This window comes from Candidatus Aminicenantes bacterium (assembly GCA_026393795.1).
Lineage (GTDB): Bacteria > Acidobacteriota > Aminicenantia > UBA2199 > UBA2199 > UBA2199.
The window spans coordinates 1-24,411 of sequence record JAPKZL010000067.1; the positions used below are offsets into that span (position 1 = coordinate 1).

Below are 24,411 nucleotides of genomic sequence, written 5' to 3' on the forward strand. Positions count from 1 at the left end.
AATTGAAGGGTTTTTCTATAAAATCAGCGGATGGAAAAAAGAATTCCCACCGGGGCGCCAAAGAATTCCCGCTGCCTGATCACCGGCGCCAGCGGCTTCATCGGCTCCCACCTGGCCGCGACTCTGGCCGTGGCGGGGAACGAGGTGGCCTGCCTGGTGCGCTCCACCAGCCGGCGCGACATCCTCTCCTCCCTGCCGCTGCATCTGGTCGAGGGCGACTGCCGCGAGCGCGGGTCGCTGCGCGCCGCGGTGAGCGGAGCCGATTATGTTTTCCATCTGGCCGGGGCGATCTCGGCCCCTGACCGGAAAACCTATTTCGACATCAATGCCGGCGGCACGAAAAACCTGGTCGACGCCTGCCTGGAGTGGAATCCTTCCCTGCGCCGCCTGGTCCACGTATCCAGCATCGCCGTCGTTGGGCCCAGTCCGGCCGGCCGCAGCCTGGATGAAACCGCCGAATGCCGGCCCGTTTCCGACTACGGCCGGAGCAAGCTGGAAGCCGAAGGGGCGGTACGCGGCGCCGGCCAAACCCTGCCCTGGGTGATCGTGCGCCCGCCCAACGTGCTCGGGCCGCGCCAGAAGGAGCTCGAGGAATCGATCGGGCTGCTGCGGCTGCGCATCCGGCCGCTGGTCGGCCGCAAACGCTCGCGCACCAGCATCATCGGCGTCTGGGACCTGGTGCGTGCCTTGCTGCTTGTGGCCGGCGATGACCGCGCCGTCCGCCGCACCTATTTCGTCACCGACGGCACCCCCGTATCCTGGCGCGACATCACCGCCGCCGTCGCCCGTGCGGCCGGAGTGCGCGGTCTTTACCTGCCCGTGCCTTTCCCGGTCCAGTATGCGGCCGCCGCCGCGGCCGAGTGGATCGCCCGCTGGCGCAGGCGGACGCCGCCATTCACCCGCGAGCACGTGGCCTCCGCTCGCAAGTACGACTGGGTATACGATGCTGGCGCCATCCTGGGCGATCTCGGCTTTTGCGGCGAAATGGACCTGGCCAGCGTGGCGGCGCGAACCGTCGCCGCCCGGCTGGAAAGGGAGCACCGGCATGGCTGATTCACGTCCGGAACGGGATGGCTCCCGCTTCGCCGAGCCGTACGGCCGCGCGCTGGATCTTCCCGGAATTTCGCTGCAGGCGATGGATGCGCTGGTGCTGGGGTCGGTGCTGTTTTTTGCCTGCCTGATCGTCGTTTTCGCCCCGCGCGTCCATGACCCGTGGCCGCTGCTCCTGCGCCTCTGTCTCTGGGGGCTGCTCTACATCGCCTCATTGGCCGCGCAGCGGCGCATTTCCGCGCCGGCCTGGCGGGCGCTGCTGCGCATGGGCTCGGTGCAGGTAATGTTCGCCCAAATCTACCTGATCGTCCACCCGCTGCAGCTCATCTTCGTGCGCGACTGGGTGGATCCAACGATCCTGCGCATTGAGGACGCGCTGTTCGGGGTCCAGCCGACCATCTGGCTACAACGCTTTGTCAGCCCCGGGCTGACCGAATGGATGATGTTCTGCTACGTGATCTACCTGTTCCTTTACCCGGCGTTGGGTGCGCTGATCTACCTGCGCCGGGGCGAAAAATCGCTCGAGGATTACCTCTTCGTCCTCACCCTGGCCAACATGATCTGCTGCCTCGGCTTCCTGATCTGTCCGGTGGCGGGGCCGCTCAACTACATGCCCGAAAAGTTCACCGTGCCGCTGCGCGGGTGGCTGTTTACCTCCGCCGGCGAGTATATCCGCCACCATCTCCACCTGGTCGGCGGCAACCTGCCCAGTCCGCACTGCGCCATCGCCACCGTCATGTGGCTGATGGCCTATCGCTACCGGCGGCCGGCCTTCTGGGTCCTGGCGCCGGTGATCCTCTGCCTCTACATGTCCACGTTCTACGGCCGCTATCACTATGTGACCGACTCGCTGACCGGCATCGTTGCCGGGCTCCTGGTGCTGGGGCTGGCCCCGCTGTTGCTGCGCGGCTGGAACTTTCTGGCCAGGCGCGCCGGCAGGGGGGCGGCATGAAAGTCTTCATCACCGGGGCCAACGGCTACATCGGCTCGAGCTTGTGCCGTTACTTATTGGCCAGGGGCTGGGAAGTGCATGGACTGGTCCGGCCTACTTCCGACCTGCACAATTTGGAAGGGTTGTCCGTCCGCATTCATACCGGCGACCTGCGCGACCCCGACTCGTTCGAGATCCCAGCCGGGATCACCCATGTCATCCACTCGGCTTCGATCGTCTCCGATACGGCCGGCGACGCCACCTGCCGCGACAATATCTACTTGCTGGCGGTCAACCTGGCCGCCAAGCTGAATGCCCTGTCCGAGCCGCCGCAGCGCCTGCTGTACATCTCCACCGCCTTGGTGCTGGGATACAACGGCCTGGACATCTCCGAGGAGCATCCGGGCGAGTCGGCGATGTTTTTGGCCTATACGCGCTACAAGGTCAAGACCGAAGAATTCTTCCACCAGCAATGGCGGGAGCATGGCATACCGCTGGTCATTATGCGCCCCGGGGACGTTTACGGCCCCTACGACCGTGTTTCTTGCGCCCAACTGCTGCGCGGTTGCGAGCGGAAATTGCCGCTGATTGTCGGCCGCGGCAACTGCCGCTTCGGCTTCTGCTACATTGATAACCTTTGCCAGGCCATACTGCTGGCGTTGACCCGGCCAGGCATCGAAGGCAGGTCCTACACCGTGACCAACCGCGTCCTGCCCACCTGGGGCGAGTTTTTTTCCGGGCTGCAGCGGCGGATGCATTTCCGGCAGCGGCTGCGTGTACCCGCCTGGGGGGGCTACGCCCTGGCCGGTGTACTGCGCGGGGTGCAATGGCTGTTCCCGCGCTTCGTCCCCGAGGTCAACTACTACCGGATACGGCGCATCACCACCGAGACCACTTACGACATTTCGCACACGATCTCCGACTTAGGCTACCAGCCTGACGACCAGATCGAGCGACAGATCGACGAGATCGTGGCCTGGTATATGCGGGAAAAGAAAAATGGATATCTCACTTGATCCCGGCTTGACGCGGGCGCTGCTCTATCCCTACCTGGCGCTGGCCTTCACCCTGATGGCGACCGTGTTCCACCACCGCCGCCTGCGGCGCCACCGGGATGAACTAAACGCCGTTTTGCTCTACTTTGCCGCTTTCTTCCTGTTCTTCCTGGCAGCGCCCGTTGCCCTGATCATGCTCACCGCCGCCGATCCGGCGGCCTTCCTGCGATCGCTCGGCCTGACCCTCGGCCGCAGCGGGCGCGGCCTGGCGCTCTCGGCCGCGGCTGTTCCCGTCTGCCTGGTCGCTGCCTTTATCGGATCGCGCGACCCGGCCATGCGCGAGCAGTATCCGTTCGCCAAGACGGCCTGCCGGACTCCGGCAGTCTTCGCGGCCTACGAAGCCGCTTATCTGGTTTTTTATTACCTGCCCTGGGAATTCCTGTACCGCGGCCTGCTCTTTCTGGCGCTGCTGCCCACGCTGGGGCTGGCGCCGGCGCTGGCTTTGCAGGCCATCATCTCGACCCTGCACCATTTCGGGCATCCCGATTCGGAAATTTGGGCCGCCTGCGGCTCCAGCTTCATTTTCGGCCTGGTGGCTTGGATGACCGGGTCTTTCCTCTACACGGTTTTCATTCATGCCCTGGTCGGCATCGCCAACGACACGTTTCTCTACCGGCGCTGGCACCGGACGCGGACTTACGAGGGAGCGCAATGAGGATCCTGGTCACCGGAGCCACCGGCTTCGTCGGTTCGGTGCTGATGCCCGAACTGGTACGCGATTACGGTGCTGCCGCGCTCACCGCCCTGGTCATGCCCGGCGACCGCATCCCGCGCAGCTGGGTTGATCTGGGCGTGCGCATCGTTCACGCCGACATCGCCGATGCCGCGGCCGTGAACGCGGCCGTGGCCGGGCACAGCTACGTCATCCACCTGGCCGGGCTGATCTCCTACTGGAAAAGGGACCGCCGGCTGCTCGAGCGAGTCAACCGCGAGGGGGTGCGCTGCCTGGTCGAAGCCTGTTTGGCGGAGAAAGTGGAACGGCTGGTGCACGTCAGCTCGGTGGGCGCCATCGGCTTCCTTCGCGACGGTACGCCGGCCGATGAAGAAACACCTTTCAACTGGCCCGACAGCCTGCCCTACATGACTTCCAAGCATGACGGACAGATGGTGGTCGAGGCGGCAGTGCGGGCGAGCAGGCTGCCGGCCATCATCCTCAATCCGGCCTCGATCATGGGGCCTGGCGACCATGTGGAGCAAACCCCACACAACCGGCTTTACCGTTCGATATGGCGCGGCCCCCTGTTCGGTTCGTTCAGCGGCGGCTTGGCGGTGGTCGACGTGCGTGATCTGACGGCCATCGTGCGCAAGGCTTTGCACCGGGGCCGGATCGGGGAGAAATACCTGGTCATCGGCGCCAATCTGCCCTATACCGAGGTGATCCGCCAGGTCAGCCGCTGCTGCGGTCGCAAGGCCTATCCCTTCCCGGTGCCGGCGCCGCTGATCGCCGTTGCCGGCGCCATACTGGAGCTGGGCAGCCGTTTTTCCGGCAAAAGGCCGCTCCTGACCGCGGCCTACGGGCGCCTCAGCGGCTGGCACGCGTACTACGACAACGGCAAGAGCCGGCGCGAATTCGGCCATGAGTACATCGCCGTTGAGCGCACGATCGCCGACGGCTGGGAATACTACCGGCGGCATTTTGTTGATGCCAAGTGAAAAAACACAAATGGAAAAACGATCGTCCCAGCAATCGGGTCCGCGATCTGGGATGCAGAAGCCAAGAGGAGGCACCATGAAAAAAACGACTGTGAACGTGCTGGCAATCGGGTTAATCATCTCTTTTCTGGCGGCGGCTTGCTTGCAAGCTGAAACGAGCGAGAACGATCAGGCCTGGAAGCGGCTAAAAAAAATGCACGTCCGGGCCGGGGTAATGATCGGCAAGGGGCGGCCCAACTATACCGAAGCCAACGTGCGCCTGACCGATGTCCGTGCCATGCTCGAGGAGGCCGGGATCATGGAGAACGTAACGATCCTGCTGTTCGCCGATTACGGCACCAAGCTTTTTCTCGGCACCTATGCGCCGGTACTGGTCGCCAAGGATGACGGCTCCCAGGCGGTCACCTTCCCGACCATCCCCAACGCCTTCCTGGTGACCCGGGCATTCAGCTATCAGGTCGGCGACCTCTACCCGTTCCAGTTCCTGGACAATACCGGCAAGGTCAGGGCCACCATCCGCATCCGGCTGATGGGATGGATAGACCAGACCTTCTAACGCTATCGCCGGGCAGGCTTTTTAGCGCCAGCTATTTTCCGGCTGTTCCGCTCAGCACCGGCCCATGCTTGAATCATGCAATTATTTGCTTTTTTTGCTAAAATAAACGACATGCTCGTCCGCAGTCCGCTCATTCGTTCCGGCATCATCGCGCTGGCATTTTTACTGGCCTGGCCCGCTGCCATGTCCGGTGACGGCCAGAACCCCGCTTTTTCGTATTTCGTTCTGGACAACGGCCTGCAAGTGCTGCTCCAGGAAAAGCACGACCTGCCGCTGACGGCCATGACCCTTGCCGTCAATCTGGGGGTCAAGGATGAGACGGAGGGCAGCAGCGGTTATACCCATTTACTGGAGCACATGCTGCTTTTCGGATCCAGCGCCGCCGCGGGCAGCGACGCCGGCCTGGCCGAGTTCCGCCGCCACGGCGTTGCCGCCAACGCCCATACCGATCACGACCTGATGACATTCGAAGTGTCCTGCCCGGCTGTCGACAGCGCCTGGGCCCTGGCCGGGCTGCGCCAGACCGTCTTCGCCAACCGCATGGATGCCCAGCGGCTGGAAAAGGAGAAACGGGTCATACTCGAGGAAATATTGCAGCTGCGCGACAACCCGCAATTCCTCGGCCACCTGCTCCTGATGCAGCTGCTCTTTGCCGGCCATCCCTATGGCCGCGACCCCTTCGGCGACCGGGATGTCATCGCCAAAGCCACCGTCGATGATGTGCGGGCTTTCGGGCGGCGTTTTCTGATCCCCGGCCGCTGCGCCCTGTCGGTCATCGGCGATTTCGCCCTGGCCGACATGGAAAAGCAGGTGCGCGAGGGCTGGGGCGCCCTGGAAAAAGGCGGCACTGACGCGGCGGCCGTTCCCCCTGCCGGCCGGCTGGGAAAAAACGTCGATCAACGGGTGGAGCTCGACGTGAGCGAGAGCCACCTGTTCCTCGGCTGGTGGGCCCCCGATTTCAACCATGAGCACCGCCTGGCGCTGAGCCTGCTGACCTATGTTCTCGGCCGCGGCTTGAATCCCCTGCTGTACGCCGTCCTGGGCGGCGAAAGGCGGCTGGTGGACCAACTGGACATGAGCTACATACCGATGGGGTGCGCCGGCATGGTCGTTTTGCACCTGACCCTTGACGAGAAAAACATCACCAGCGCCCGCAACGAATTGGCCAGGTTTTTAAGCCAGGCCGGTTCCTTCAAGTTCAGCAAGGAAGATTATCAGGCCGTGGACCAATTCTATGCGTTCGATTACCTGGAGAGCGCCAAGAATCAAATGACCTACGATGCGGGGAACTTCGCCGAATCGGCGCTCAACCTGAGCAACGCCAGCGCCCGCTACCTCCTGCTGAATCGCAACCCCAGCGGCGGCAGTTACCTGGAAAACGTTGAAAAGGTCGAATCGTCCGACCTGCGCCGCGTCGCTGCCAAATACCTGGGCGGCAAAAAGGTGGCGGCCCTGGCCATCGTGCCGCTGAAAAAGGTGGCGCCATGAGACCCGCCACCCGGGCGCTGTGGTTCTGCCTGTACCTGTTCGTCCTCGCCGCCGGGGTCTGGGGGCAGGACGGCCAATGGCGGCTTGGCCGCGAACCGCAGCGCCTGGTTTTGGCCAACGGCCTGACCGTCATTTCGCAAACCGACGATTCTTGCGCCAATTCGGTCGTGCAGCTGTTTGTCAACGGCGGCAGCCGCGACGATCCCGGCGGCGGCAGTGGCTTGGCCTATCTGACCATGCGCCTGGCCCTGGAGATCCCCGATCAGACCAAGCTGCGGCAGTTGATGGATTTCGGGTCGTCGTTCTCGCTTCATGTGGGCGAAGATTATTCGCTGATCACTATCCGGGCCCGGAGCCGGCATCTGGAGCCGACGCTGGAGATCCTGGCCGCCATCTTCAGCCAGCCGCTCTTTTCAGGCTTGCGCATCGACGGCATCAAGGAGCAGATGCGCTACCTGCAAAAGAAGGAGGCCGATGATCCGGCCGCGCTGATGCGCGCGCTCAGCGCCGGGAAATTTTTCGGCAGCGGCGGCTACGGCGCGAGGCTTTTCGGCGACGAGGCCTCGCTGGCCGCGATCGGCAAGAAAGACATCCAGGAGTTCTTTAACGCCCACTTTGTGGCCGCCAACATGGTGGCGGTGATCATCAGCGACCTGGGCGCAGATTCGCTCAAACCCATGCTCGACCGCTTTCTGGGCAGTTTGCCCGCCGGCAAGAAGCTTCCGCCCCGGCCGCCGCAGCAGGGCGGGACGGCGCCGCCGACCGTGACCACCGCCCGCCAGTCGGCGCAAACCCTTGTCGCTTATGCCGTTCTGCTGCCCGCGCTTGACGCGGAAAATTATATGCTGGCCTCGCTGTTGGAGAGCTGGCTGGGCAAGGGCATCGGCTGCAAGCTATGGCCGCTGCGCGAGCGGAGCGACCTCACCTACGGCGTGAATGCCGACGTGCAGCCGCTCCAGGACGCGATGCTGCTTACCGTTTACCTGAGAACCGGATCCGGCCGCGCCGATGAAGCCCAGAAAAATCTTCTGGACATACTGAATGCGCTCTACGAAAACGGCGTCGGCGAGGAAGAGCTGTCGGCCAACCGGGCCTACGCCCAGGCCGATTTCTGGCGTGAAAACGAGAGCCGCGAATCCCGCGCCGCCACCTTGGCCTTCATGGAGGGCATGGGGCTTTCCTACCGCCTGGGCGGCGATTTTCATGCCCGCCTGGGGGCCATTCAGCCTGAGCGCCTGAACCGCTTCATCCGCGACTGGCTGGCCCCGGCGCGCTGGCTGGGTTTTCGCATCGGCCCGCAGTGAACCATGCCGGCGCACCAGCCGCAGCGCCCGGCGCTTGTTTTCGGCAATGGTTTCAGGTATAAATAGCGATGGCCATAAAATATTTTTCCCACGGCGCCTGCCAGGAAGTCACCGGCTCCAAGCATTTCCTGCAGTTCGACGGGCAGTTGCTGCAGGTGGATTGCGGCATGTTCCAGGGCAAACGCGCCGAATCCTACCAGAAGAATCGGCAGCTGCCCTATGACGCCAAAGCGGTCGACGCCCTCATCCTAACCCACGCCCATTTCGACCATTCCGGCGCCCTGCCCATCCTGCTCAAGAACGGTTTCAGCGGCAACATTCACGCCACCTCGGCCAGCCGCGACATCGCCCAGATCATCCTCCTCGACAGCGCCTTCATCCAGCAGAAGGATTTCGAGATCCTGCAGGAGAAGGCGGGGAAGCATCCCGAGCGCAACCTGACCGCTTACCCGCCCCTGTACAGCGCCGAGGAGGCCGTCGCGGTCATGAAAAATTTCGTCACCAACAACTACCATCGCCGCTTCCAGCCGCTGCCCGGCGTGGAAGCCGAGTTTTACGACGCCGGCCACATCCTGGGCGCCGCCATGGTGCACCTGGCCCTGCCGGGCGGACTGCGCGTCGCCTTCAGCGGCGACCTAGGCCGCGCCGGTTTGCCGATCATCCGCGATCCCGAGATCCTGCCGCCCATGGACTACCTGGTGCTGGAATCGACCTACGGCAACCGGCTGCACAAGTCGATCGACCTGGCCGGGGCCGAGCTGGCCGACATTATCGCCAAGGCCCATGCCCGGCGCAGCAAGATCATTATCCCCGCCTTCACCATCGAGCGTACCCAGGAACTGATCTACCTGATCCACGTCCTGCAGCAGGAGGGAAAAGTTCCCATCCTGCCCATCTTCATCGACTCGCCCATGGCGGTCAACGCCACGGCGATCTTCAAGGTTCACCCCGAGTGCTTCGACGAGGAGACCATCCGCCGCTTCACCAGCGTCAACATCGATCCCTTCGGCTTCGACAACATCCGCTACGTCGTCACCACGGCCGAGTCCATGGAGATCAACGCCTTCAGCGGGCCGGCCATCATCATCGCCGCCAGCGGCATGGCCGAGTCGGGGCGCATCCTGCACCACCTGATTCACCATATCGAGAACCCCGACAATATCATCGCCATCGTCGGCTTCATGGCCGAGAACACCCTGGGCCGGCGCTTGGCCGACCGGGAAAAAGAGGTCAGGATCTATGGCAGATCCTACCGGGTAAAGGCCGAGATCGCCACCTTGAACGCTTTTTCCGCCCATGCCGACTACTCCGAGACCCTTTCCTGGCTGGCCAAGCACGACCTGAACTGTCTGAAAAAGATATTCCTGGTCCACGGCGAGGACGAGGCCCAGGCCAACCTGCAGGCCGAGCTGCTGCGTTCCGGCATCCCCCAGGTGGAGATCGTCCGTTACGGCGGCGTTTACGAACTGAACTAGGGGTCATGGAGACGGTCGAGCTGGAAGGGATTACTTGCCAGGTGGTGCGCCGCGACAGCCGCCGCATCCGCATCGCCTTCCATGGCGGCCGGCTGTGGGTGACGCTGCCGCGGCATGTCGACCCGCTGCCGGTCATCGGCCGGCACCGGCAATGGATCCTCAAAAAACACCAGTGGTTCGAGCGCCAGCGCCTCCTGGCCGAACGGCTGGAGCTGGTGTGCCGCTCCGGCGAGGAATTCCTCGGCCTGGTCAGGGAGCTGAGCGGCCGCTATGGCGAACTACTGGGGGTGAAGCCGTCGGCCATCGGTTTCCGGAAAATGAAAAGCAAGTGGGGCAGCTGCAGCTCCAGGGGCAAGGTTTCATTGAACACCTGGCTGCAGGCGCTGCCCGACGAACTGGTCGCCTTCATCGTGTTTCACGAGCTGGCCCATCTCAAGGTGCGCAACCACGGCCCCGATTTCAAGGCCCTGATCCGCAGCCAATTCTCTCATTACCGCGACCTGGACAAGCAGTTGAAACTCTACAGCCTAAAGATCCTTTAAAGCAATTTCATTCAAGGATACGGTCGCTCCACAAGTGGTCGAGGAAATCGCGCCAGGGCAGGATGCGAATGCCGTCGGCGGTCAGGCGCGGGCGCGGGTCCATTGAAACCAGGTAGCAGCGGGCGTCGTGCTCCTGGCGGAACGCCCGCAGCCCCTTGAGATGGTGGTCGGTAGCTGCCGCGGTCGATTTAATCTCAATCGCCACCTGACCATCGCCCAGGACCAGGTCCACTTCCAGCTGCGAAGCCGTACGCCAGTACGCGATGCCGGTGGTGCTCCCCGAATAGGCCGCCCAGGCGAAAACCTCCATGGTCAAAAAATGCTCGAAGGCGCGACCGAACAGCTCCGATCCCGGCTGGACCGGCCCGCGGCGGGTGAGCCATGAGACGATGCCCGTGTCGAAAAAGAAAAACCTTGGGGCCTGGATGAGGCGTCGTTTCACCCGGCGGCGGAAAGCGGGCAGAAAACGCCCGACCAGGGTGTCCTCCAGGATCTGGAAATACCCCTTTACGGTATGCGCGCTGACGCCGCAATCGCTGGCGATGTTCAGGAAATTGATCATCTCGCCGTTGGAGAGGGCCGCGATTTCCAGGAAACGGCTGAAGGCGGGAATGTTGCGCGTCGTGGCCTCGATGGCGATTTCCTCTTTCAGATAATCCCCGACATAGGCTTCGAGGAGTTTGCTCGGCTGAGCGCTCAGGTAGTGTCTGGGCAATAATCCGTGGTTCAGTGCTTTCGGCAGGGAAAAATCGGGTATCTCCGGGTAGGTTAACGGCATGAGTTCAAAGCGAACCGCCCTGCCGCCCAGCAGGTTGGCATGGCTCCGCTTCAGTTTGCGCGGGCTGGATCCGCAGAGGATGAAGCGCAAGCCGCGGTTTTCGATCAGCCAGTGAACCTCGTCGAGCAGGCCGGGGACCTTTTGAACTTCGTCGATGACGATCGGCTGCTTTTGGTTTGAGCCGTTCAATCCGCTCGCTTCGCATTCCTGGCGCAGCCGCTCGGGATAAGTGACGAAGCTGCGGTACAGATCGGCCAGAAGCAGGTCGTAGTATCTGGCATCGGGGAAAAGCGTTTTCAGCAGAGTGCTTTTTCCGGTTTGCCGCGGACCCCATAAAAAGCAGGATTCTTTTTCGCTTTGGCTCAGAACAAGTTTTCTTTTAAACATGCCATTTCTTACTATGCTTGCGTTTTATCATGATTAAACGCAGGCAATGTTCCGATTATCATTATAACATTGTAGATGCGAATAAATTGAATGTCAAGGAAATCAAGAAAGAAATAGTGACGAGCCCAAACAAAAGAAGCGCAAAAAAAGAGAAATATGATGGCATTCCCTTTCTAAAATGCAGTTAAACCCAAGTCACCTTGACATTATCGGACTGGAACATTATACTTTTTAGCGATGGCAAAAGGGAAAAAAGAGAATACCGACGACAACGAATTGTCGCTGAAGAATGAAATATTGGCCATCCTCTCCCTTTTTTTGTCGTTTTTTCTGATTTTCAGCCTGGTCAGTTTCACCCCCCTCGATCCCAGTTTTTTCCGCCTGGCCCGCAGCCGCGTGGTTTACAATTTCGGCGGCCGGGTGGGAGCCGAACTGTCGGCGCTCCTGTTCAACCTCTTCGGCATGGCTTCGCTGCTCTTCATCCTCGCCGCCTTGTTCCTGACCGCGTATTTCATCTTTAACCGCAGCATCCGCAATGCCGCCAGCAAGGGCATCGGTTATGTTCTGCTGCTTCTCTCGGCAGCGGCGTTGCTGGCCAATGTCCATCCCTGGATCTTCATCGCCGGCCAGCCGGTCCTTGCGGGAGGGATGGTCGGCAAGCTGATCAATGATTTTTTCTGCGCCCAGATCAAGGGGTTTTTTTCAGCCCTGCTCTTCATTTCGCTGCTGGCCATATCCCTGGTGCTGGTCGCCAAGATATCGATCAAGAACGTCTTTGTCTTTCTCTGGGGAATTTTTAAAAAATCGGCGCTGCAGCTGGCCGCCTTTGTCGGAAAACGGGTGGAAAGGATTCGCCGCAAGAAAGACCGGCAGAAAGTTCAGCAAAAATACATCACCGAGGGCGATTACGTTTTCCAGGGGAAAAGACCGCTGAAGGAGAGGGAGGGGGAGAAGGAACTCCAGCTCCGCCCGGAAAAAAAGTCGCTGATCAAAGTACCCAGCAAATTCCCCGAGGAAACCGCCCTGTTTCCCGAATTGAAGCAGGATCTGGCGCCCGACCCTCACTACCAGCCGCCGCCGCTGACCTACCTGGACGCTTCCAGCCAGAAGAGCCAGATCGACATCGACGAGCTGGATGAAAAAAAGCAGGAATTGTCGCAGCGGCTGCGGGAATTCAAGATTCACGGCGACATCGTCGAGTACACTCCCGGGCCGGTGATCACCACCTTCGAGTTCGTCCCCGACGCCGGCGTCAAGGTCAAGGACGTGGCCAGCCTGACCGAGGACCTGGCCCTGGTGGTCAAGGCCCAGTACGTGCGCATCGAACGCATCCTGGGCAAGAAGGCCATCGGCATCGAAATCCCCAACAACAAGCGCGAGCTCATCCATTTGCGGGAGCTGCTGGAAACCCCCCATTACCAGCATTCGCCCTCGCCGCTCACCCTGGCTCTCGGCAAAACCACCAGCGGCGACATTTTCATCTCCGATTTGAAGGACATGCCCCATCTGCTGATCGCCGGGGCCACTGGCAGCGGCAAGAGCGTGACCATCCATTCGATCATCCTGAGCATCCTGTACAAGGCGTCGCCGCAGACGGTGAAGTTCATCCTCATCGATCCCAAGCGCATCGAGCTGGCCATCTACAACAGCCTGCCGCACCTGCTCACCCCGGTCGTGGTCAATCCCAAGCTGGCCAAGAACGCGCTGGACTGGGCGGTGTTCGAGATGGAAAACCGCTACCGCAAACTGGCGATCCTGCAGGTGCGCAACATCGAGCAGTACAACAAGAAATTGGAGATGCTGCTCCAGGACGAAGACGAGGAATTGCAGAACCTCGAGGACAAGGAAAAAATTCCCTACATTGTGATCATCATCGACGAGCTGGCCGACCTGATGATGATTTCCGCCCGGGAGATCGAGGACGATATCGCGCGCCTGGCCCAGAAGGCCAGGGCGATCGGTATTCACCTGATCCTGGCCACCCAGCGGCCTTCGGTCGACGTCATCACCGGCACCATCAAGAACAACTTCCCCTCGCGCATCGCGCTGGCCGTTCCTTCCAAGCACGATTCGCGCACAATCATCGACCAGATGGGAGCCGAAAAACTCCTGGGCAACGGCGACATGCTTTTCCTGCCTCCGAAGACCGCCACCCTGATCCGCCTGCATTCGGCCTATGTCTCCGAAGCGGAGACCGTGCGCGTGGTCAATTTTCTCTCCAAGCAGGGCAAACCCGATTTCAACACCCAGGTGATCAAGCCCAGCGCCAAGAAGGATGAGAAGGTCGAGGAGCAGGAAATGGATGAACTGTTCTTCGAGGCGGCCGAGACCATCATCTCGACCGGCCAGGCTTCGGCTTCCTACCTGCAGAGACGGATGAGCGTCGGTTACGCCCGGGCCGGGCGCCTGATTGACCAATTGCAGGAAAAAGGGGTGATCTCGGCCTCGAACAGCAAAAACCAGCGCGAGATCCTGCTGACCCTGCAAGACCTGGAAAACCTCAAAAAACAGTAGCCGGCAGCCATTTCTTCAACACCTGCCAGAGCAAATGCCTTTAAATTTTTGTATAAACCAATAAATGTTTTGCCGGTCCATGGAGTATACTATATGTGAACAGGAACATGCATGACTGAAGCGGAATTGATCAGAAACGCCCAGCAGGGCGACCAGGCCGCTTTTGGCGAGTTGGTCTGCCGTCACGAAAAAAAACTGCTGGCCCTGTGCTGGAACATGATGGGCGATCACGATGAGGCTCGCGATGCCGCCCAGGAGGCCTTGCTGCAGGCATTCCAAAATCTGGAGCGCTTCGATGCCGAGCGCAGTTTCATCAAGTGGCTGCTCGGTATCGGCGCGAAACGGTGCTTGAACCGCCTGCGAGCGCGAAGGACGTTCAGGCGGTTTTTCCAGAATTATATCCAGGAATGGCGAGGGCAAGGCGGGAGACGCGATCAGGCCCTGGTTGATATGGGCCGCACGGGGCGGTTGCTGCAGAAGTTGTCCGGTCGCGAACGGACAGCGATTTCCCTGGCCGTGTTTGAAGATTTCAACGCCCGCGAGATCGCCGCTGTGTTGGGGTGTTCGGAAAATACGGCTCGCGTGCACCTGTTCAATGCCCGCAGCAAGTTGAAGAAGGAGGTGGCCCTTGATATGCAGATGGGTACGATTCGGGTATAAGGTTTTACCATTGCCCGGCTGGAGGTTTTTTTTACTGGAGCGCCACCTCGACCGTTGCCCCAAATGCCAGGGCTGTATCCTTGACGATGAAGCGATCCGGGCCATGGGGACGACCGCCGCCGCCCTGCAGGCGGAGCTTCCCTTGTGGCCTGTACCTGCAGCCCGCCCTAAAGCAGCACGGACGCTGCGCTTGAGATGGCGTTATGCTTTCGGCCTTTCGCTGGTTGCGGCTCTGGTCTGCGTGGCGATCACAGTAATTCGTTTTGCGCCAACCCCATCAGTTCTAGCAAAGGGCACGATTCGGGAAATAGAAGAAATTGATGAATCAAAAGTTTTTGCCGTACTTTCGGCCGAAATCGGCGCTGAACCGGCCCGTTCGGTCATTTTTAAACCCCGGCAACCCGGGATGACAATCGTTTGGTTCGAAAAAATTATAAATTAATCTCAGGAGGTCGATTATGAAGAAAACAGCAAGTATGATAGCAATTATTGTACTGGCCTTGGCGTTGCCTGCCCGGGCCGAGATGACCCTGAATATCAAGCTCGACTTTTTTGGCCCGTTGGCGGCCGAAAACGTGAAGTCCAATGTCACCACGTCGTTCTACCTCAAGTCAATGGTGCAACGCAACCTGCAAGTCACTTTTTCGTCTGAAGCTCTGCAGGCTGAATTGCAAAAAACTTTCAACGCGCCCAAAGTTTCATTGCTGGCCGCGGGCGACCTGGTATGGAAATCGGGCGGAGAGCCGTCGGTCATGCAGATCGTGCAAATCGACGGCCGGGATTATGCCTTGATCCTGACCCCCTTGCCCAAGCCGGGAGCGGTGAATTTCAAGGTCGGCGTGGTGGAGGAAAACAATCAGAAGAACATCAAGAACATTCTCCTCGACACCGAAATCGTGCTGCCGGACCGGGAGGTAGCCGTGCTGGGCTTCCGCGATGCGCAGGAAAACAGTTACTTCATCGCCTTTTATGTGCAGGGGCGCGATGACAAGATAAGCAAGGATGTGCTGCAGCTATTGGCTAGCCAAAAGCCGAGGAAAATCAAGGAAATCAAACCGGTTTATCCTCAGAATGCTTTAATGAACAGGATCCAGAGCGTGGTGACGCTCAATGTCGAAACCGATGCGAACGGCCAGGTGCAACTGGCCGAAGTGATTTCGGGGCACCCTCTGTTCAACGATGCCGCGATCAGGGCAGTCAGGCAATGGGTTTATGAGCCCTATATCGTGAATGGCGTGGCCAAGGCTGTGGCATTCACCGTTACGGTCACCTTCAAATTGAATGACGATGCAGAGGCTAAAAATGATAATAACGCACTGACTCGTCTCCGAAGTAGTCAAAGACCGCGATTAATCAAAAAAGTATTACCGGTTTACCCGACCGCGGCGCTGGAAAAGAAAATTGAGGGTATTGTGATATTGGAAGCCACGATCAATGAAAAAGGTATAGTAACGGACGCCCGGTTGATTAAGTCGCCCGATCCGCTCCTAACCGATGCCGCCTTGAATGCCGTGAAGCAATGGGTATATGAACCCTATATTATGGATGGCAAGGCCGAACCCTTGATTTTCACGGTTACGGTCACCTTTGGCTTGAATGATGAACCAGAAGCAAAAAAAAATAATAACGCTCTGGTTCATCTCCAGGATGGCCAACGGCTTCGTCTGATCAAAAAAGTTAAACCGGCTTATCCGATAATGGCGCTGAAAAAGAGGATTGAGGGTACCGTTGTATTGGAGGCTACGATCGATGAAAAAGGCATGGTGACGGATGCCCGGATGATCACCGCGACCGATACGCACCTGGTCAGCGCCGCTATTGCCGCGGTAAAACAATGGGTTTATGAGCCCTATGTCGAGAATGGCAAAGCCAAGCCCGCGGCTTTCACGGTTACGGTTACCTTCGCACTTAACAAGAAATAAGGAATATCAGCGGCTGCGGTTGAGTACCGTGAAGCGGCGCTCCAGGCGCCTTCCCTGGTCGTCGATGAGCACCAGCAGGTGCGGGCCCGGCGCCGGGTCGACGCTGATCTGGTGGAACTGGCGGGTAGCGGTTATGTAGCGGTCGTCGATGTGCCAGTAGATAGTGGTTTCGGGCTGGCGGTGAACGGCTTCAAAGACCACCTGCCCCGGTTTGCCGTCGAGGTCGACGGGGATATAGACGGCGGTGTTCATTTCGGGATAGACCAGGCTCATCACCTGCTTGCCGCTCTCGGCTTGGAGCAGTTCGGCGCAATCGCGGCGGAAAGGCGGCAGGGCGCGGTATTCCGGGTGATAGCGGCGGAAATAGTATTCGGGCAGCGGCGGCAGGACGAACCAGGGGACATGGACCATGCGCCCGACCGATTCGCAGCGCGAATCGACGCGAAAGCGTCGGCTCAGTTCCAGGTGGATCAGTTGGTGATAGGGGCAGCTTATCGTGAAATGGCTCTCGCGCGGCATCAGCGTGCGCACGGCCGGGCAAAGATCGGTAGCCAGGAAACCGGAATCGCGGCAGACGCTGATCTCCTGTAGCCAAAGGTTGGGCGCCGTTACCGCGCCCCCGGTATCGAGCGCCTGCAGGATGTCGAAAAGCACCGGGGCGGATGTGGAGAGGCCGGTCAGGTTGGGATTGCCTTCGCCATCGGCGTTTCCCGCCCAGACCCCCACCGTGTAAGCCGGAGTCATGCCGATCGACCAGGCGTCCCTGAGGCCGAAGCTGGTGCCTGTTTTCCAGGCCACCCATTTCGAGGAGTTGAACTGCTTCCAGAAACCCTCCTGGTCGGACCGGTTCACCTCGGTCAAGGCTTCCAGGGTGAGATAGGCGGCGGCCGGGCCGAGATCGATCATCGGCAGGGGACGGACCGCGTCTTCGGGCAGCAGGCGGATTTCGCTCCGCCGGCCGGCGTCGCCCATGGCCAGCTGGACAAGGCCGGCATACATGCGGGTAACCTCGTACAAAGTTCCCTCGGCGCCGCCCAGGATGAGGGTCAAACCGTAGCCGCCCGGAGGCCGGGTGAGGGTGGTCATGCCCCATTTTTTCAATAGGTTGTAGAAACGGGGAATGCCGTACTGCCGCAGCATGTGGATGGCCGGGATGTTGAGCGACCAGGCCAGGGCCTCGCGGGCCGGCACCGCTCCGCGGAAGCGGCGGTCGAAATTTTCGGGGATGTAGCCGCTGAAATGGACCGGGGTGTCGGCGACCAGGGTGCGCGGTGTCAGGCCTCCCTCGTGCAGCAGGGCGGCGTAGAGGAAGGGTTTGAGAATGCTGCCGGTGCTGCGCGGGCTTTGGATCAGGTCGACATCCTGGCCGTGCTCGGCCGTGCGCTCGCGGCAGACGTTGCCGACGTAAGCGGCGACGGTTCCCTGCCGGTTGTCGATGACCAGGGCGGCCAGGTTGCGGATATTTTTTTCCAGAAGTTTTTCACCTTCGCTCTGGACGATGCGCAGCAGAATTTCCTGCAGGCGCGGCTGGATTTGGGTCTGAAACACGTATTCACCGGGTTTCATGGCCGCCAGGGTGGAGAGGAGGTGCGTCGCCAGCCGCGGCACCGGACCGGGGCGGCCGGGAATCTTTTCGGCGCGGGCCAGCACGTACTCCAGGGGAGAAACGATCTTCCGCTGGCGCAGGCGCTCCAGCAGGCGGTCTCTTTTCTCCCGCAGCCGCCGCCTGTTGGTTTCGCCGCTGACAAGACCGGGGTCGTTGGGCAGGACGGCCAGGAATGCCGCCTCGGCCCAGCTGAGCGTCTCGGCGCTGCGATTGAAATAGAACCAGGAGGCGGCGTCGATGCCGACGATATTGCCGCCGAAGGGGGCGTGGGCCGCATACAGCTCCAGTATCTCTTTCTTTGAGCAGGACATTTCCAGGCGCAGGGCCAGGAACATCTCGCGCACCTTTTCCAGGAACGTGCGGCCGCGGTTTTTCCGGGCGCTGCGGATGACTTGCATGGTGATGGTGCTGCCGCCGCTGACGATGCGCCGCTGCTTCAGGTTCTGCGCCGCGGCGCGCGCGATGGCCAGCAGGTCGACTCCCGGATGCAGGAAAAAGCGCCGGTCTTCGTATTCCAGCAGCACTTGGAAAAAGCGTCTCGGGATGGATTTCAGCCGCACGAAGCGCCATTGCTCGTCAGTGGCCAGCCGTGCGTCCAACAGCCTGCCATCGGCCGCCAAGAGCACCGTCGAGAGCGGATCGTTGAACAGCGGTCTGGGCAGCGAAAACCAAAAAACCAATGCCAGAGCGGCCAGCGCCCCGAGCGCCAGCAGCAGACGTCTTCTACCTTGGCGCGCGCGCTTGCTCAGCGGACGATCTCCAGCCATTTGCCGGTACTGTTGGCGTGAACGGCTGAATCGTACATCGATTCGATGGCGATGCCCGGCAAATAGAACTTACCGCTGTAGGAGGCGTTCAGCACCACGGTAATGGTTTTCTTGGCCCCGCCGTTCAGGGCCAGGTAGGTGTAGATGCGGTCGTCGCGGACATCCTGGTAATCGAAGTAGTTCCGGGCCGGCTCGCCCTCAATCAGGCGCGGGTTGGCTATCTGGCAGCCGGCGGGCACCATGTGGGTCAGAGCCAGGTTGCTCAGGTTGTTCTGGGTGAGATTGCTGACGCTGATCCTGACCTGGAAATCGCTCCCCTGGGCCAGCCGCTCCATGGGCAGGGGTTCGCCCGCCATGTTCAGGTACTCGACATGAAAGCCGATGTTGCTCTCCGCCGCTTTTTCCCTGCCGGCGGGAACGACTCCCGACTTGTAGATGGTCAGGTAGAGCGGGTTCTGCCCCGGATTGCTGACCGTCAATTTTCGCTCTGCGGCCGTAAACGGAGAAACCAGTTTCTGGAAAAAGGGGACCGTGGCGACGATTTCCTCGCCCGACTCTTTGTCCCAAGCCATTTTGAAGCGGAAGGGGTTGGCTGGGGAACCGCCGTAATAAACGGCCAGGGCCATCAGCGAATAGGCCGTTTCCTGGGTCGAATACCAGGTGTCGCGGCCCAGCTCCCTGGCGATCTCCTCCACCATTTTTTTGGCGCGGTCGGCTTTGCCCATCTCAACCAGGGTGCGGATAACGATGGCTTTGTCGCGCAAGGCCGAACCGAAGGTATTCCGGTCATCGTGGTAGTCGGCCACCTGCCACTGGCAGTTTTTGAGCAGGTCCTCGGCCGCGTCGGCCTGGCCGCTGGCCTGAAAGGCTCCGGCCAGAAGAATCGTCGCGACACTGTCCAGCCCCCGCATTTCGCGCAGCCGGTTCATGGCGCCCAGGTCGGGGTCCCTGGCCAGGGCCAGCGTGTAGAGCCGGTCGGCCTGGTTGAGCCGGCTCTGCATGTCGCCCTCGGTCCAGGAGTTGGCCAGCGATTTCTGGAATTTCTTCCATTGCTCCATCATGGCGCCGGGAACGTGGAATCCCAGGCGCGCCGCTTCCAGCAGGAAATAACCCGCATAGGAGCTGGTCCATTCGTGGACGTCGTTCTCGCCCGGCCAATAGGAGAAGCCGCCGCTGCTCGTCTGGAAACCGCGCAGCTTCTCGATGGCCACGTTGATGTGTTTTTCCACCTGTTTTTGTTCCTCGGCCGAGAGCTTGAGCAGCAGTTTCAGGTACAGCTGCGGGAAGGCGGTCGACAGGGTCTGTTCCAGGCAGCCGTGGGGATAGTGGATCAAGAACTGCAGCCGCTTTTGCAGCTGGAAGGGAGGGAGCGTCGATGCCTCGAGCGCCACCTCATTGGTGCCTTTGATGCCGATGGACGTCACCTGGATCTCCCGGGTCTGCCCGGGGGGTATTTCCATGCGGCTCGATTCGATCAGCTTGGGGTTGGCGGCGATGACCGAGATGTGGATCTCGCTTTCGGCGCGGCGCGAGCCGCTGGAAGCCTGGATGCGCACCGAACCCTGCCCCAGCGCCGATGTGGCGTTGATGCGGAAGGTGACGATCTTGTCTCCCGGGGCGGAAAAATTGACCGTCTTGGCCGTGGGCGGGGTGGCCAGGAAGAGGTCGCTGGTAGTCAGCGACACCTGCACGCTGCGGATGTCGGGATTGGAGACGAATACGGAGACCGGCAAATCGAAAACCTCGTCCGGCCGGATCACCCGCGGCAGGGTCGGCAGGATCATCAGGTCCTGGCGGACCGGCACCGACTTTTCCGCCGAACCATATGCGCCGTCCCTGCCCGCCACCACCATCACCCTGACCGCTCCGATGTATTGCGGCATGGTCAATGTGTGTTCAGCGGTTTTGCCGCGCTCCAGGGCGAACGGCCCGGCGAACATCACCACCGGCGGGAAGCGGCGCGGCTTTTTCTCCTTGCCGGCGCCCTCGCCCTCTTCGCCGCCGCCCAGAGCCAGGAGGCGGGAAAGCTCGGCCCCGTACGCTTCGGCGACATCGTCGAAAAGGTCCCAGGTGAGGATGCCCAGGGCCTCCCGGTTGTAGAAGCGCTGGCGCAGGTCGGGGGCGGAATAGCGGGTGAGCCCGAGCAGGCCCTCATCGACCACGGCCAGGGTGTAGGTCATGGGCCGGCCGTCTTTTTCATTGACGCTGACCTTGAACTCCTCCTGCGGTTTCAGCTCCGCTGCCACCTTCAGCTGCGGTTCGAGCCGGGTGGCGGGATTGTCCACCAGGATGGGAATGACCCCGTAGAGGCGGATGGGGGTGTCGCTCTTTTTGCCGGAATGGGGTTGCAGCAACAAAACATGGACATAGATGTTCGGCGTCATGTTCTCGTCGAGCTCGATCTCGAAGCGGTTTTCCCCTTCCTTGGTACTCACCCACATCTGGCGCAGGACCGACGAGCCGTTTTCCAGCGAGACCAGTGCCTGGCCCTGGGGGGCGGTGGGAAGGAAGATGACCGCTTTCTCTCCCACCAGGTAGCGCTCCTTGTCGGCGGAAAAATTGAGCCGGGTCGCCCCGGCGCCGCTTTCCTCGCGGGCGCGGCCGGCCCAGCCCGGCCAGTCGATGAAAATGATCTTGCCGGTGGCGTGGCCGCTCTCGGGGTCGACCACGCGGACCAGGTAGCGGCCCCAGGCGGGGTATTTGACCTGGAATTTCCATTCGCCGACGCCGTCCTTGGTGGAGACCGTCCCTTGCAAAATCCGGTCGTGACTGGAATTGGAGGCGTACTGGGCCAGGGAATCGCCGCTCTTGTCCCACCACCACTTCCATTCCACCTTGTAGAGGCTGACTTCCAGCTTGGAGCGGGAAGCGGGCTTGCCGTCGGGATCGACGGTGATGATCTGCAGCACGTGGTCCTGGTCGGTGAGGAGCATGTTGCGGGCGGCGTCCCCCTTCGGCGGCTTGATGCCGACATAGCTCGTGTAGGGGTGGAAGGGCAGGGTGAGCGCATCGCTGGAGAAATCACCTCCGGCTTCGAAAACGCGGGAGACGAAGGTGGCGTCCATCATGCCCGGGGCCGCCTCCTCGATTTCGAGCGTGACCGGGAAGCTGGCGTCGCCCTTTTCGTTCAATTCGCCGCTGGCCAGCGACTGCTCGGCAGCAGTGAACTCGCGGGCCGGATCGTCAAAAACGAAATCCGGCCAGCGGTCGAAGCGGGTGGGCCGAGGCGAAAACTTCACCGTGACGTCGAATTTCAGGTTGGCGGCGGGGGCCCCGTGCAGCCACTGGCTGCTGATGGAGCCGGTGTACGCTTCGCCGGCCAGCAGCTTCTGCGCCCCCGGGTTGAAGGCGATCTTTAGGCGGTTGGGCACCACCGTCTCGATCTTCAGCTTCTGCTCGAAAGCCATGCCGCCGATCGTCACCCGGGCCTTCCAATTTCCGGTCAGCGCCGCTTCGTCGGTCTCGATGCAAAAACAGTAGAAGGTGTCGAAGGACTTGGTCGGCTTCAGGGTCTGGATCAGCTGGTCCTTGGGATTGTAGAGTTCCAGGGTGACCGGATGCTCCTTGGGTAGTGCCCGGTCGCGGTCGAACAGCACGAAGGTGAGGTACAGGGTGTCGCCGGGACGCCAGACGCCTCGCTCGCCGTAGATGGCGCCGCGGATGCCCTTGAGCACTTTCTCGCCGCCGACGTCAAAATGGCTGGTGGCCAGCAACCCGTCCTGGTCGAGCCGCAGATAGCCCCGCTCCTTTCCCTGCCGGGCTTCGATGAAGAAAGGCCGCGATTGCAGGTTCAGGGTCAGGAAGCCGGAGCCGTCGGTGCTGCCTTCGGCGAGGAGTTGGTTCTGGAAATTCATGGCCCGGATCTCGACATCGGCGAACGGCTGGCCGCTGCGGATGTCGGTGCTCACCACGTGCAGGGTCAGGTTCTCCTCGAGCTTGGCGATCAGGCCCAGGTTGGAAGCCAGGAAATTCCGGGCCGGGAACAAGTCGCTGTTGTAGCGTTGGTCGTAGTAGGCGTCCCTGCAGGGGTCGTTGCGCTCATCCCAGTTGCGGTTGCTCTGCTCCTCGTCGTAGTACCCTTCGGCGTAGTCCCAGTAGGAGCCCTCGCGGTACGAGGTGTCGTCCTGGTTGCGGAACGGCGGCTCGACGGCCGGCGGGGTGGTGCTGTCGGCGCAGGCGTAGGTGGAGTTGCCGCGGTTGAAGGAGAGGATGATGCGGAAAAGGCTGCCGGGGTTGTCCTTCAGCAGCTGGGTCACGTCCAGGCTGTAGCGGCGCCAGCCGGCGGTCTCCTCCGGCTTGTCGGAGAGCGGAACGGTCTTGCGCCACAAAAAGCGGCCGACCATCGCCAGGTTCTCCTTGCCCTGGAGATTGTTCTGTTGCAAAAATTGCGCCATGTTGTTGCTGTAGATCTGGAAGGCGGTGACCTGGATCGCCCTGAGACTCACCGCTTCGAAGGGGATGGTCAGCATGTCCTTCTGGGGCAGGATGACGCCCTTGCCGACGAAACGGACCTGTGGCGCGATCCTTTGGAACACGACGTTGCGGGTGACGCGGGCGGCGAGGCGGCGGTCATTGTAGTTGCGGACGCCCGGATTGACGGCGATCTCCAGCGAGCCGTCGAAGCTTTTGCTCGAGTAAATGCGGATGACGTTGGCTTCGATCTCGAAGGTCGGCGCATGCCCGGCAACCGTGATCAGACCCTGCAAATCCTGGTTTTTTTTCAGGGGATCGGAGAAGCGCAGCAGGATGCTCGGCGCGGGTTCGCTGACTGCCTCAGCGCTCAACAGGTCGAACTGCCCCAGCGAGGGGACGTCGACGGCGCGGCTGCCTTTCTTGTCGACGCCGATGGCCGAGCCGTCCCAACGGACCTGGAGCAAACTCGTTTTCTCGCGGCGTTCGATGGCGCGGATGACGAACTCATGGTTCTGGCCGTCGGAGCTGTGCGTCCACTCGATGGCCAGTGCTTTTCCTTCCTGCTCGGCGGCGAGGATTTTCTGGATCACGCTTCCGTCCTCGCTGTCGCGGCTGGTCAAGGTGCCGCGCAGGAAAAATTGGTTGGGCGATGTCTCGTCCACCGGGGTGAGTCCCTGCAGCTGGAGCTCGATGTTTTCCTCGATCACGGAAAAGGGGAACTCGAAGCTGGAATACTCATTCGGCAGGTCCATGAATTTGCCGGTGTTCAGCCGCGCCTTGTAATTAGCGCCCGGCCGCAGCTCGGCGGCCGGCGTAAAAACAAGTTCACGGGCCGATTTCCACTCGGTCTTGCCGGTTATGACGGGGTCGAATTCCAGATAGCCGTCCAGCTGGGACGGATCCTGGCCTTCGCGGCCGACATTGCCCACGAACAGGACACGGATCTGGGCCTTGCGGGATACGGATCCCGACGTGTAGGCGCTGATATAACGGTACCAATCGGTTGTCTGCGGAATTTTCTTCTTTTTGCAGCCTGGGCTGACAATGGCGAGCAGGATCAGCCCGGCGATCATGAAGCGGCTTGTTTTTTTCATTGTTTGTCTCCTTCCTGTTGATGGTTCAACCATAGCACAGGAAAAACATGCAAATCAACTGGAACAAGCAAAAGAAAAAAAATTTCGCGGCCGGTTCCCGTCAGCGCCCGGGGGATTATTTTTTTAAAAACTTCACCTGAAAGATGAAATTCTGCAGGGAGATGCGGGTCACCCATCACGATAAAAGGGCACGGCACCACCAAGGGTGACATACTT

General features: G+C 60.9%; 18 protein-coding genes. 14 read left to right on the forward strand and 4 right to left on the reverse strand.

What is annotated here, in order from left to right; genetic code table 11:
- The first annotated feature begins 30 nt into the window (after positions 1 to 30).
- The 10 genes from NTW95_03210 to NTW95_03255 all read left to right on the forward strand — a co-directional run bounded on the left by NTW95_03210 (position 31) and on the right by NTW95_03255 (position 10,054).
- On the forward strand, positions 31 to 1,053 hold the full coding sequence (locus NTW95_03210) for an NAD-dependent epimerase/dehydratase family protein (GenBank protein ID MCX6556429.1): 1,023 nt from the start codon (positions 31 to 33) through the stop codon (positions 1,051 to 1,053).
- Positions 1,046 to 2,002 carry a phosphatase PAP2 family protein gene (locus tag NTW95_03215; protein MCX6556430.1) on the forward strand — a complete coding sequence of 319 codons (957 nt, stop codon included), beginning with the start codon at positions 1,046 to 1,048 and terminating at the stop codon, positions 2,000 to 2,002. Before NTW95_03210 ends, NTW95_03215 begins: the two co-directional genes overlap by 8 nt.
- Positions 1,999 to 2,997: an NAD-dependent epimerase/dehydratase family protein gene (locus NTW95_03220; GenBank protein MCX6556431.1), complete on the forward strand. Its 999-nt coding sequence runs from the start codon at positions 1,999 to 2,001 to the stop codon at positions 2,995 to 2,997. The genes NTW95_03215 and NTW95_03220 overlap by 4 nt, the downstream gene beginning before the upstream one ends.
- Positions 2,981 to 3,691: a CPBP family intramembrane metalloprotease gene (locus NTW95_03225; protein MCX6556432.1), complete on the forward strand. Its 711-nt coding sequence runs from the start codon at positions 2,981 to 2,983 to the stop codon at positions 3,689 to 3,691. The genes NTW95_03220 and NTW95_03225 overlap by 17 nt, the downstream gene beginning before the upstream one ends.
- Positions 3,688 to 4,689, forward strand: coding sequence for an NAD-dependent epimerase/dehydratase family protein (locus tag NTW95_03230; protein MCX6556433.1), 1,002 nt, complete (start codon positions 3,688 to 3,690; stop codon positions 4,687 to 4,689). The genes NTW95_03225 and NTW95_03230 overlap by 4 nt, the downstream gene beginning before the upstream one ends.
- 76 nt (positions 4,690 to 4,765) lie before the next feature.
- Positions 4,766 to 5,245, forward strand: a complete 480-nt coding sequence (locus NTW95_03235) for a hypothetical protein (GenBank protein ID MCX6556434.1) — start codon at positions 4,766 to 4,768, stop codon at positions 5,243 to 5,245.
- A gap of 111 nt (positions 5,246 to 5,356) precedes the next feature.
- The gene (locus NTW95_03240; protein MCX6556435.1) at positions 5,357 to 6,733 is read left to right on the forward strand and encodes a pitrilysin family protein; all 1,377 of its coding nucleotides are present in this window, start codon (positions 5,357 to 5,359) and stop codon (positions 6,731 to 6,733) included.
- Positions 6,730 to 8,037: a pitrilysin family protein gene (locus tag NTW95_03245; GenBank protein MCX6556436.1), complete on the forward strand. Its 1,308-nt coding sequence runs from the start codon at positions 6,730 to 6,732 to the stop codon at positions 8,035 to 8,037. The genes NTW95_03240 and NTW95_03245 overlap by 4 nt, the downstream gene beginning before the upstream one ends.
- Positions 8,038 to 8,105: 68 nt before the next feature.
- Positions 8,106 to 9,512 (forward strand): MBL fold metallo-hydrolase, encoded by a 1,407-nt coding sequence (locus tag NTW95_03250; GenBank protein MCX6556437.1) that lies wholly within the window; start codon positions 8,106 to 8,108, stop codon positions 9,510 to 9,512.
- A 5-nt stretch (positions 9,513 to 9,517) separates the two neighbouring features.
- Positions 9,518 to 10,054, forward strand: coding sequence for a M48 family metallopeptidase (locus NTW95_03255; GenBank protein ID MCX6556438.1), 537 nt, complete (start codon positions 9,518 to 9,520; stop codon positions 10,052 to 10,054).
- A 7-nt stretch (positions 10,055 to 10,061) separates the two neighbouring features.
- On the opposite strand, the gene NTW95_03260 is transcribed toward NTW95_03255, so the two are convergent.
- Entirely contained in the window at positions 10,062 to 11,219 is a 1,158-nt protein-coding gene (locus NTW95_03260; GenBank protein MCX6556439.1) for an AAA family ATPase, read from the reverse strand.
- A 237-nt stretch (positions 11,220 to 11,456) separates the two neighbouring features.
- Between NTW95_03260 and NTW95_03265 the strand changes: the two genes are divergently transcribed.
- From NTW95_03265 to NTW95_03280, 4 genes are all read left to right on the forward strand, one after another.
- On the forward strand, positions 11,457 to 13,733 hold the full coding sequence (locus NTW95_03265; protein ID MCX6556440.1) for a DNA translocase FtsK 4TM domain-containing protein: 2,277 nt from the start codon (positions 11,457 to 11,459) through the stop codon (positions 13,731 to 13,733).
- Between the two features lie 111 nt (positions 13,734 to 13,844).
- Entirely contained in the window at positions 13,845 to 14,393 is a 549-nt protein-coding gene (locus NTW95_03270) for a sigma-70 family RNA polymerase sigma factor (GenBank protein MCX6556441.1), read from the forward strand.
- Positions 14,394 to 14,403: 10 nt separating this feature from the next.
- Complete coding sequence (locus NTW95_03275; protein MCX6556442.1) at positions 14,404 to 14,835, forward strand: hypothetical protein; 432 nt, start codon at positions 14,404 to 14,406, stop codon at positions 14,833 to 14,835.
- Positions 14,836 to 14,851: 16 nt separating this feature from the next.
- Complete coding sequence (locus NTW95_03280; protein ID MCX6556443.1) at positions 14,852 to 16,315, forward strand: energy transducer TonB; 1,464 nt, start codon at positions 14,852 to 14,854, stop codon at positions 16,313 to 16,315.
- 6 nt (positions 16,316 to 16,321) lie between these two features.
- On the opposite strand, the gene pbpC is transcribed toward NTW95_03280, so the two are convergent.
- The 3 genes from pbpC to NTW95_03295 all read right to left on the reverse strand — a co-directional run.
- Complete coding sequence (pbpC, locus tag NTW95_03285) at positions 16,322 to 18,688, reverse strand: penicillin-binding protein 1C (GenBank protein MCX6556444.1); 2,367 nt, start codon at positions 18,686 to 18,688, stop codon at positions 16,322 to 16,324.
- The gene (locus NTW95_03290; GenBank protein MCX6556445.1) at positions 18,667 to 24,195 is read right to left on the reverse strand and encodes an MG2 domain-containing protein; all 5,529 of its coding nucleotides are present in this window, start codon (positions 24,193 to 24,195) and stop codon (positions 18,667 to 18,669) included. Before NTW95_03290 ends, pbpC begins: the two co-directional genes overlap by 22 nt.
- The coding region (locus tag NTW95_03295; GenBank protein ID MCX6556446.1) for a hypothetical protein at positions 24,192 to 24,411 on the reverse strand (220 nt) is incomplete at its 5' end. The genes NTW95_03290 and NTW95_03295, both read right to left, overlap by 4 nt.

Coding starts and splice junctions, on each gene's coding strand:
- NTW95_03210 (MCX6556429.1), top strand. CDS start 31: ATGGAAAAAAGAATTCCCACCGGGGCGCCAAAGAATTCCCGCTGCCTG.
- NTW95_03215 (MCX6556430.1), top strand. CDS start 1,046: ATGGCTGATTCACGTCCGGAACGGGATGGCTCCCGCTTCGCCGAGCCG.
- NTW95_03220 (MCX6556431.1), top strand. CDS start 1,999: ATGAAAGTCTTCATCACCGGGGCCAACGGCTACATCGGCTCGAGCTTG.
- NTW95_03225 (MCX6556432.1), top strand. CDS start 2,981: ATGGATATCTCACTTGATCCCGGCTTGACGCGGGCGCTGCTCTATCCC.
- NTW95_03230 (MCX6556433.1), top strand. CDS start 3,688: ATGAGGATCCTGGTCACCGGAGCCACCGGCTTCGTCGGTTCGGTGCTG.
- NTW95_03235 (MCX6556434.1), top strand. CDS start 4,766: ATGAAAAAAACGACTGTGAACGTGCTGGCAATCGGGTTAATCATCTCT.
- NTW95_03240 (MCX6556435.1), top strand. CDS start 5,357: ATGCTCGTCCGCAGTCCGCTCATTCGTTCCGGCATCATCGCGCTGGCA.
- NTW95_03245 (MCX6556436.1), top strand. CDS start 6,730: ATGAGACCCGCCACCCGGGCGCTGTGGTTCTGCCTGTACCTGTTCGTC.
- NTW95_03250 (MCX6556437.1), top strand. CDS start 8,106: ATGGCCATAAAATATTTTTCCCACGGCGCCTGCCAGGAAGTCACCGGC.
- NTW95_03255 (MCX6556438.1), top strand. CDS start 9,518: ATGGAGACGGTCGAGCTGGAAGGGATTACTTGCCAGGTGGTGCGCCGC.
- NTW95_03260 (MCX6556439.1), bottom strand. CDS start 11,219: ATGTTTAAAAGAAAACTTGTTCTGAGCCAAAGCGAAAAAGAATCCTGC.
- NTW95_03265 (MCX6556440.1), top strand. CDS start 11,457: ATGGCAAAAGGGAAAAAAGAGAATACCGACGACAACGAATTGTCGCTG.
- NTW95_03270 (MCX6556441.1), top strand. CDS start 13,845: ATGACTGAAGCGGAATTGATCAGAAACGCCCAGCAGGGCGACCAGGCC.
- NTW95_03280 (MCX6556443.1), top strand. CDS start 14,852: ATGAAGAAAACAGCAAGTATGATAGCAATTATTGTACTGGCCTTGGCG.
- pbpC (MCX6556444.1), bottom strand. CDS start 18,688: ATGGCTGGAGATCGTCCGCTGAGCAAGCGCGCGCGCCAAGGTAGAAGA.
- NTW95_03290 (MCX6556445.1), bottom strand. CDS start 24,195: ATGAAAAAAACAAGCCGCTTCATGATCGCCGGGCTGATCCTGCTCGCC.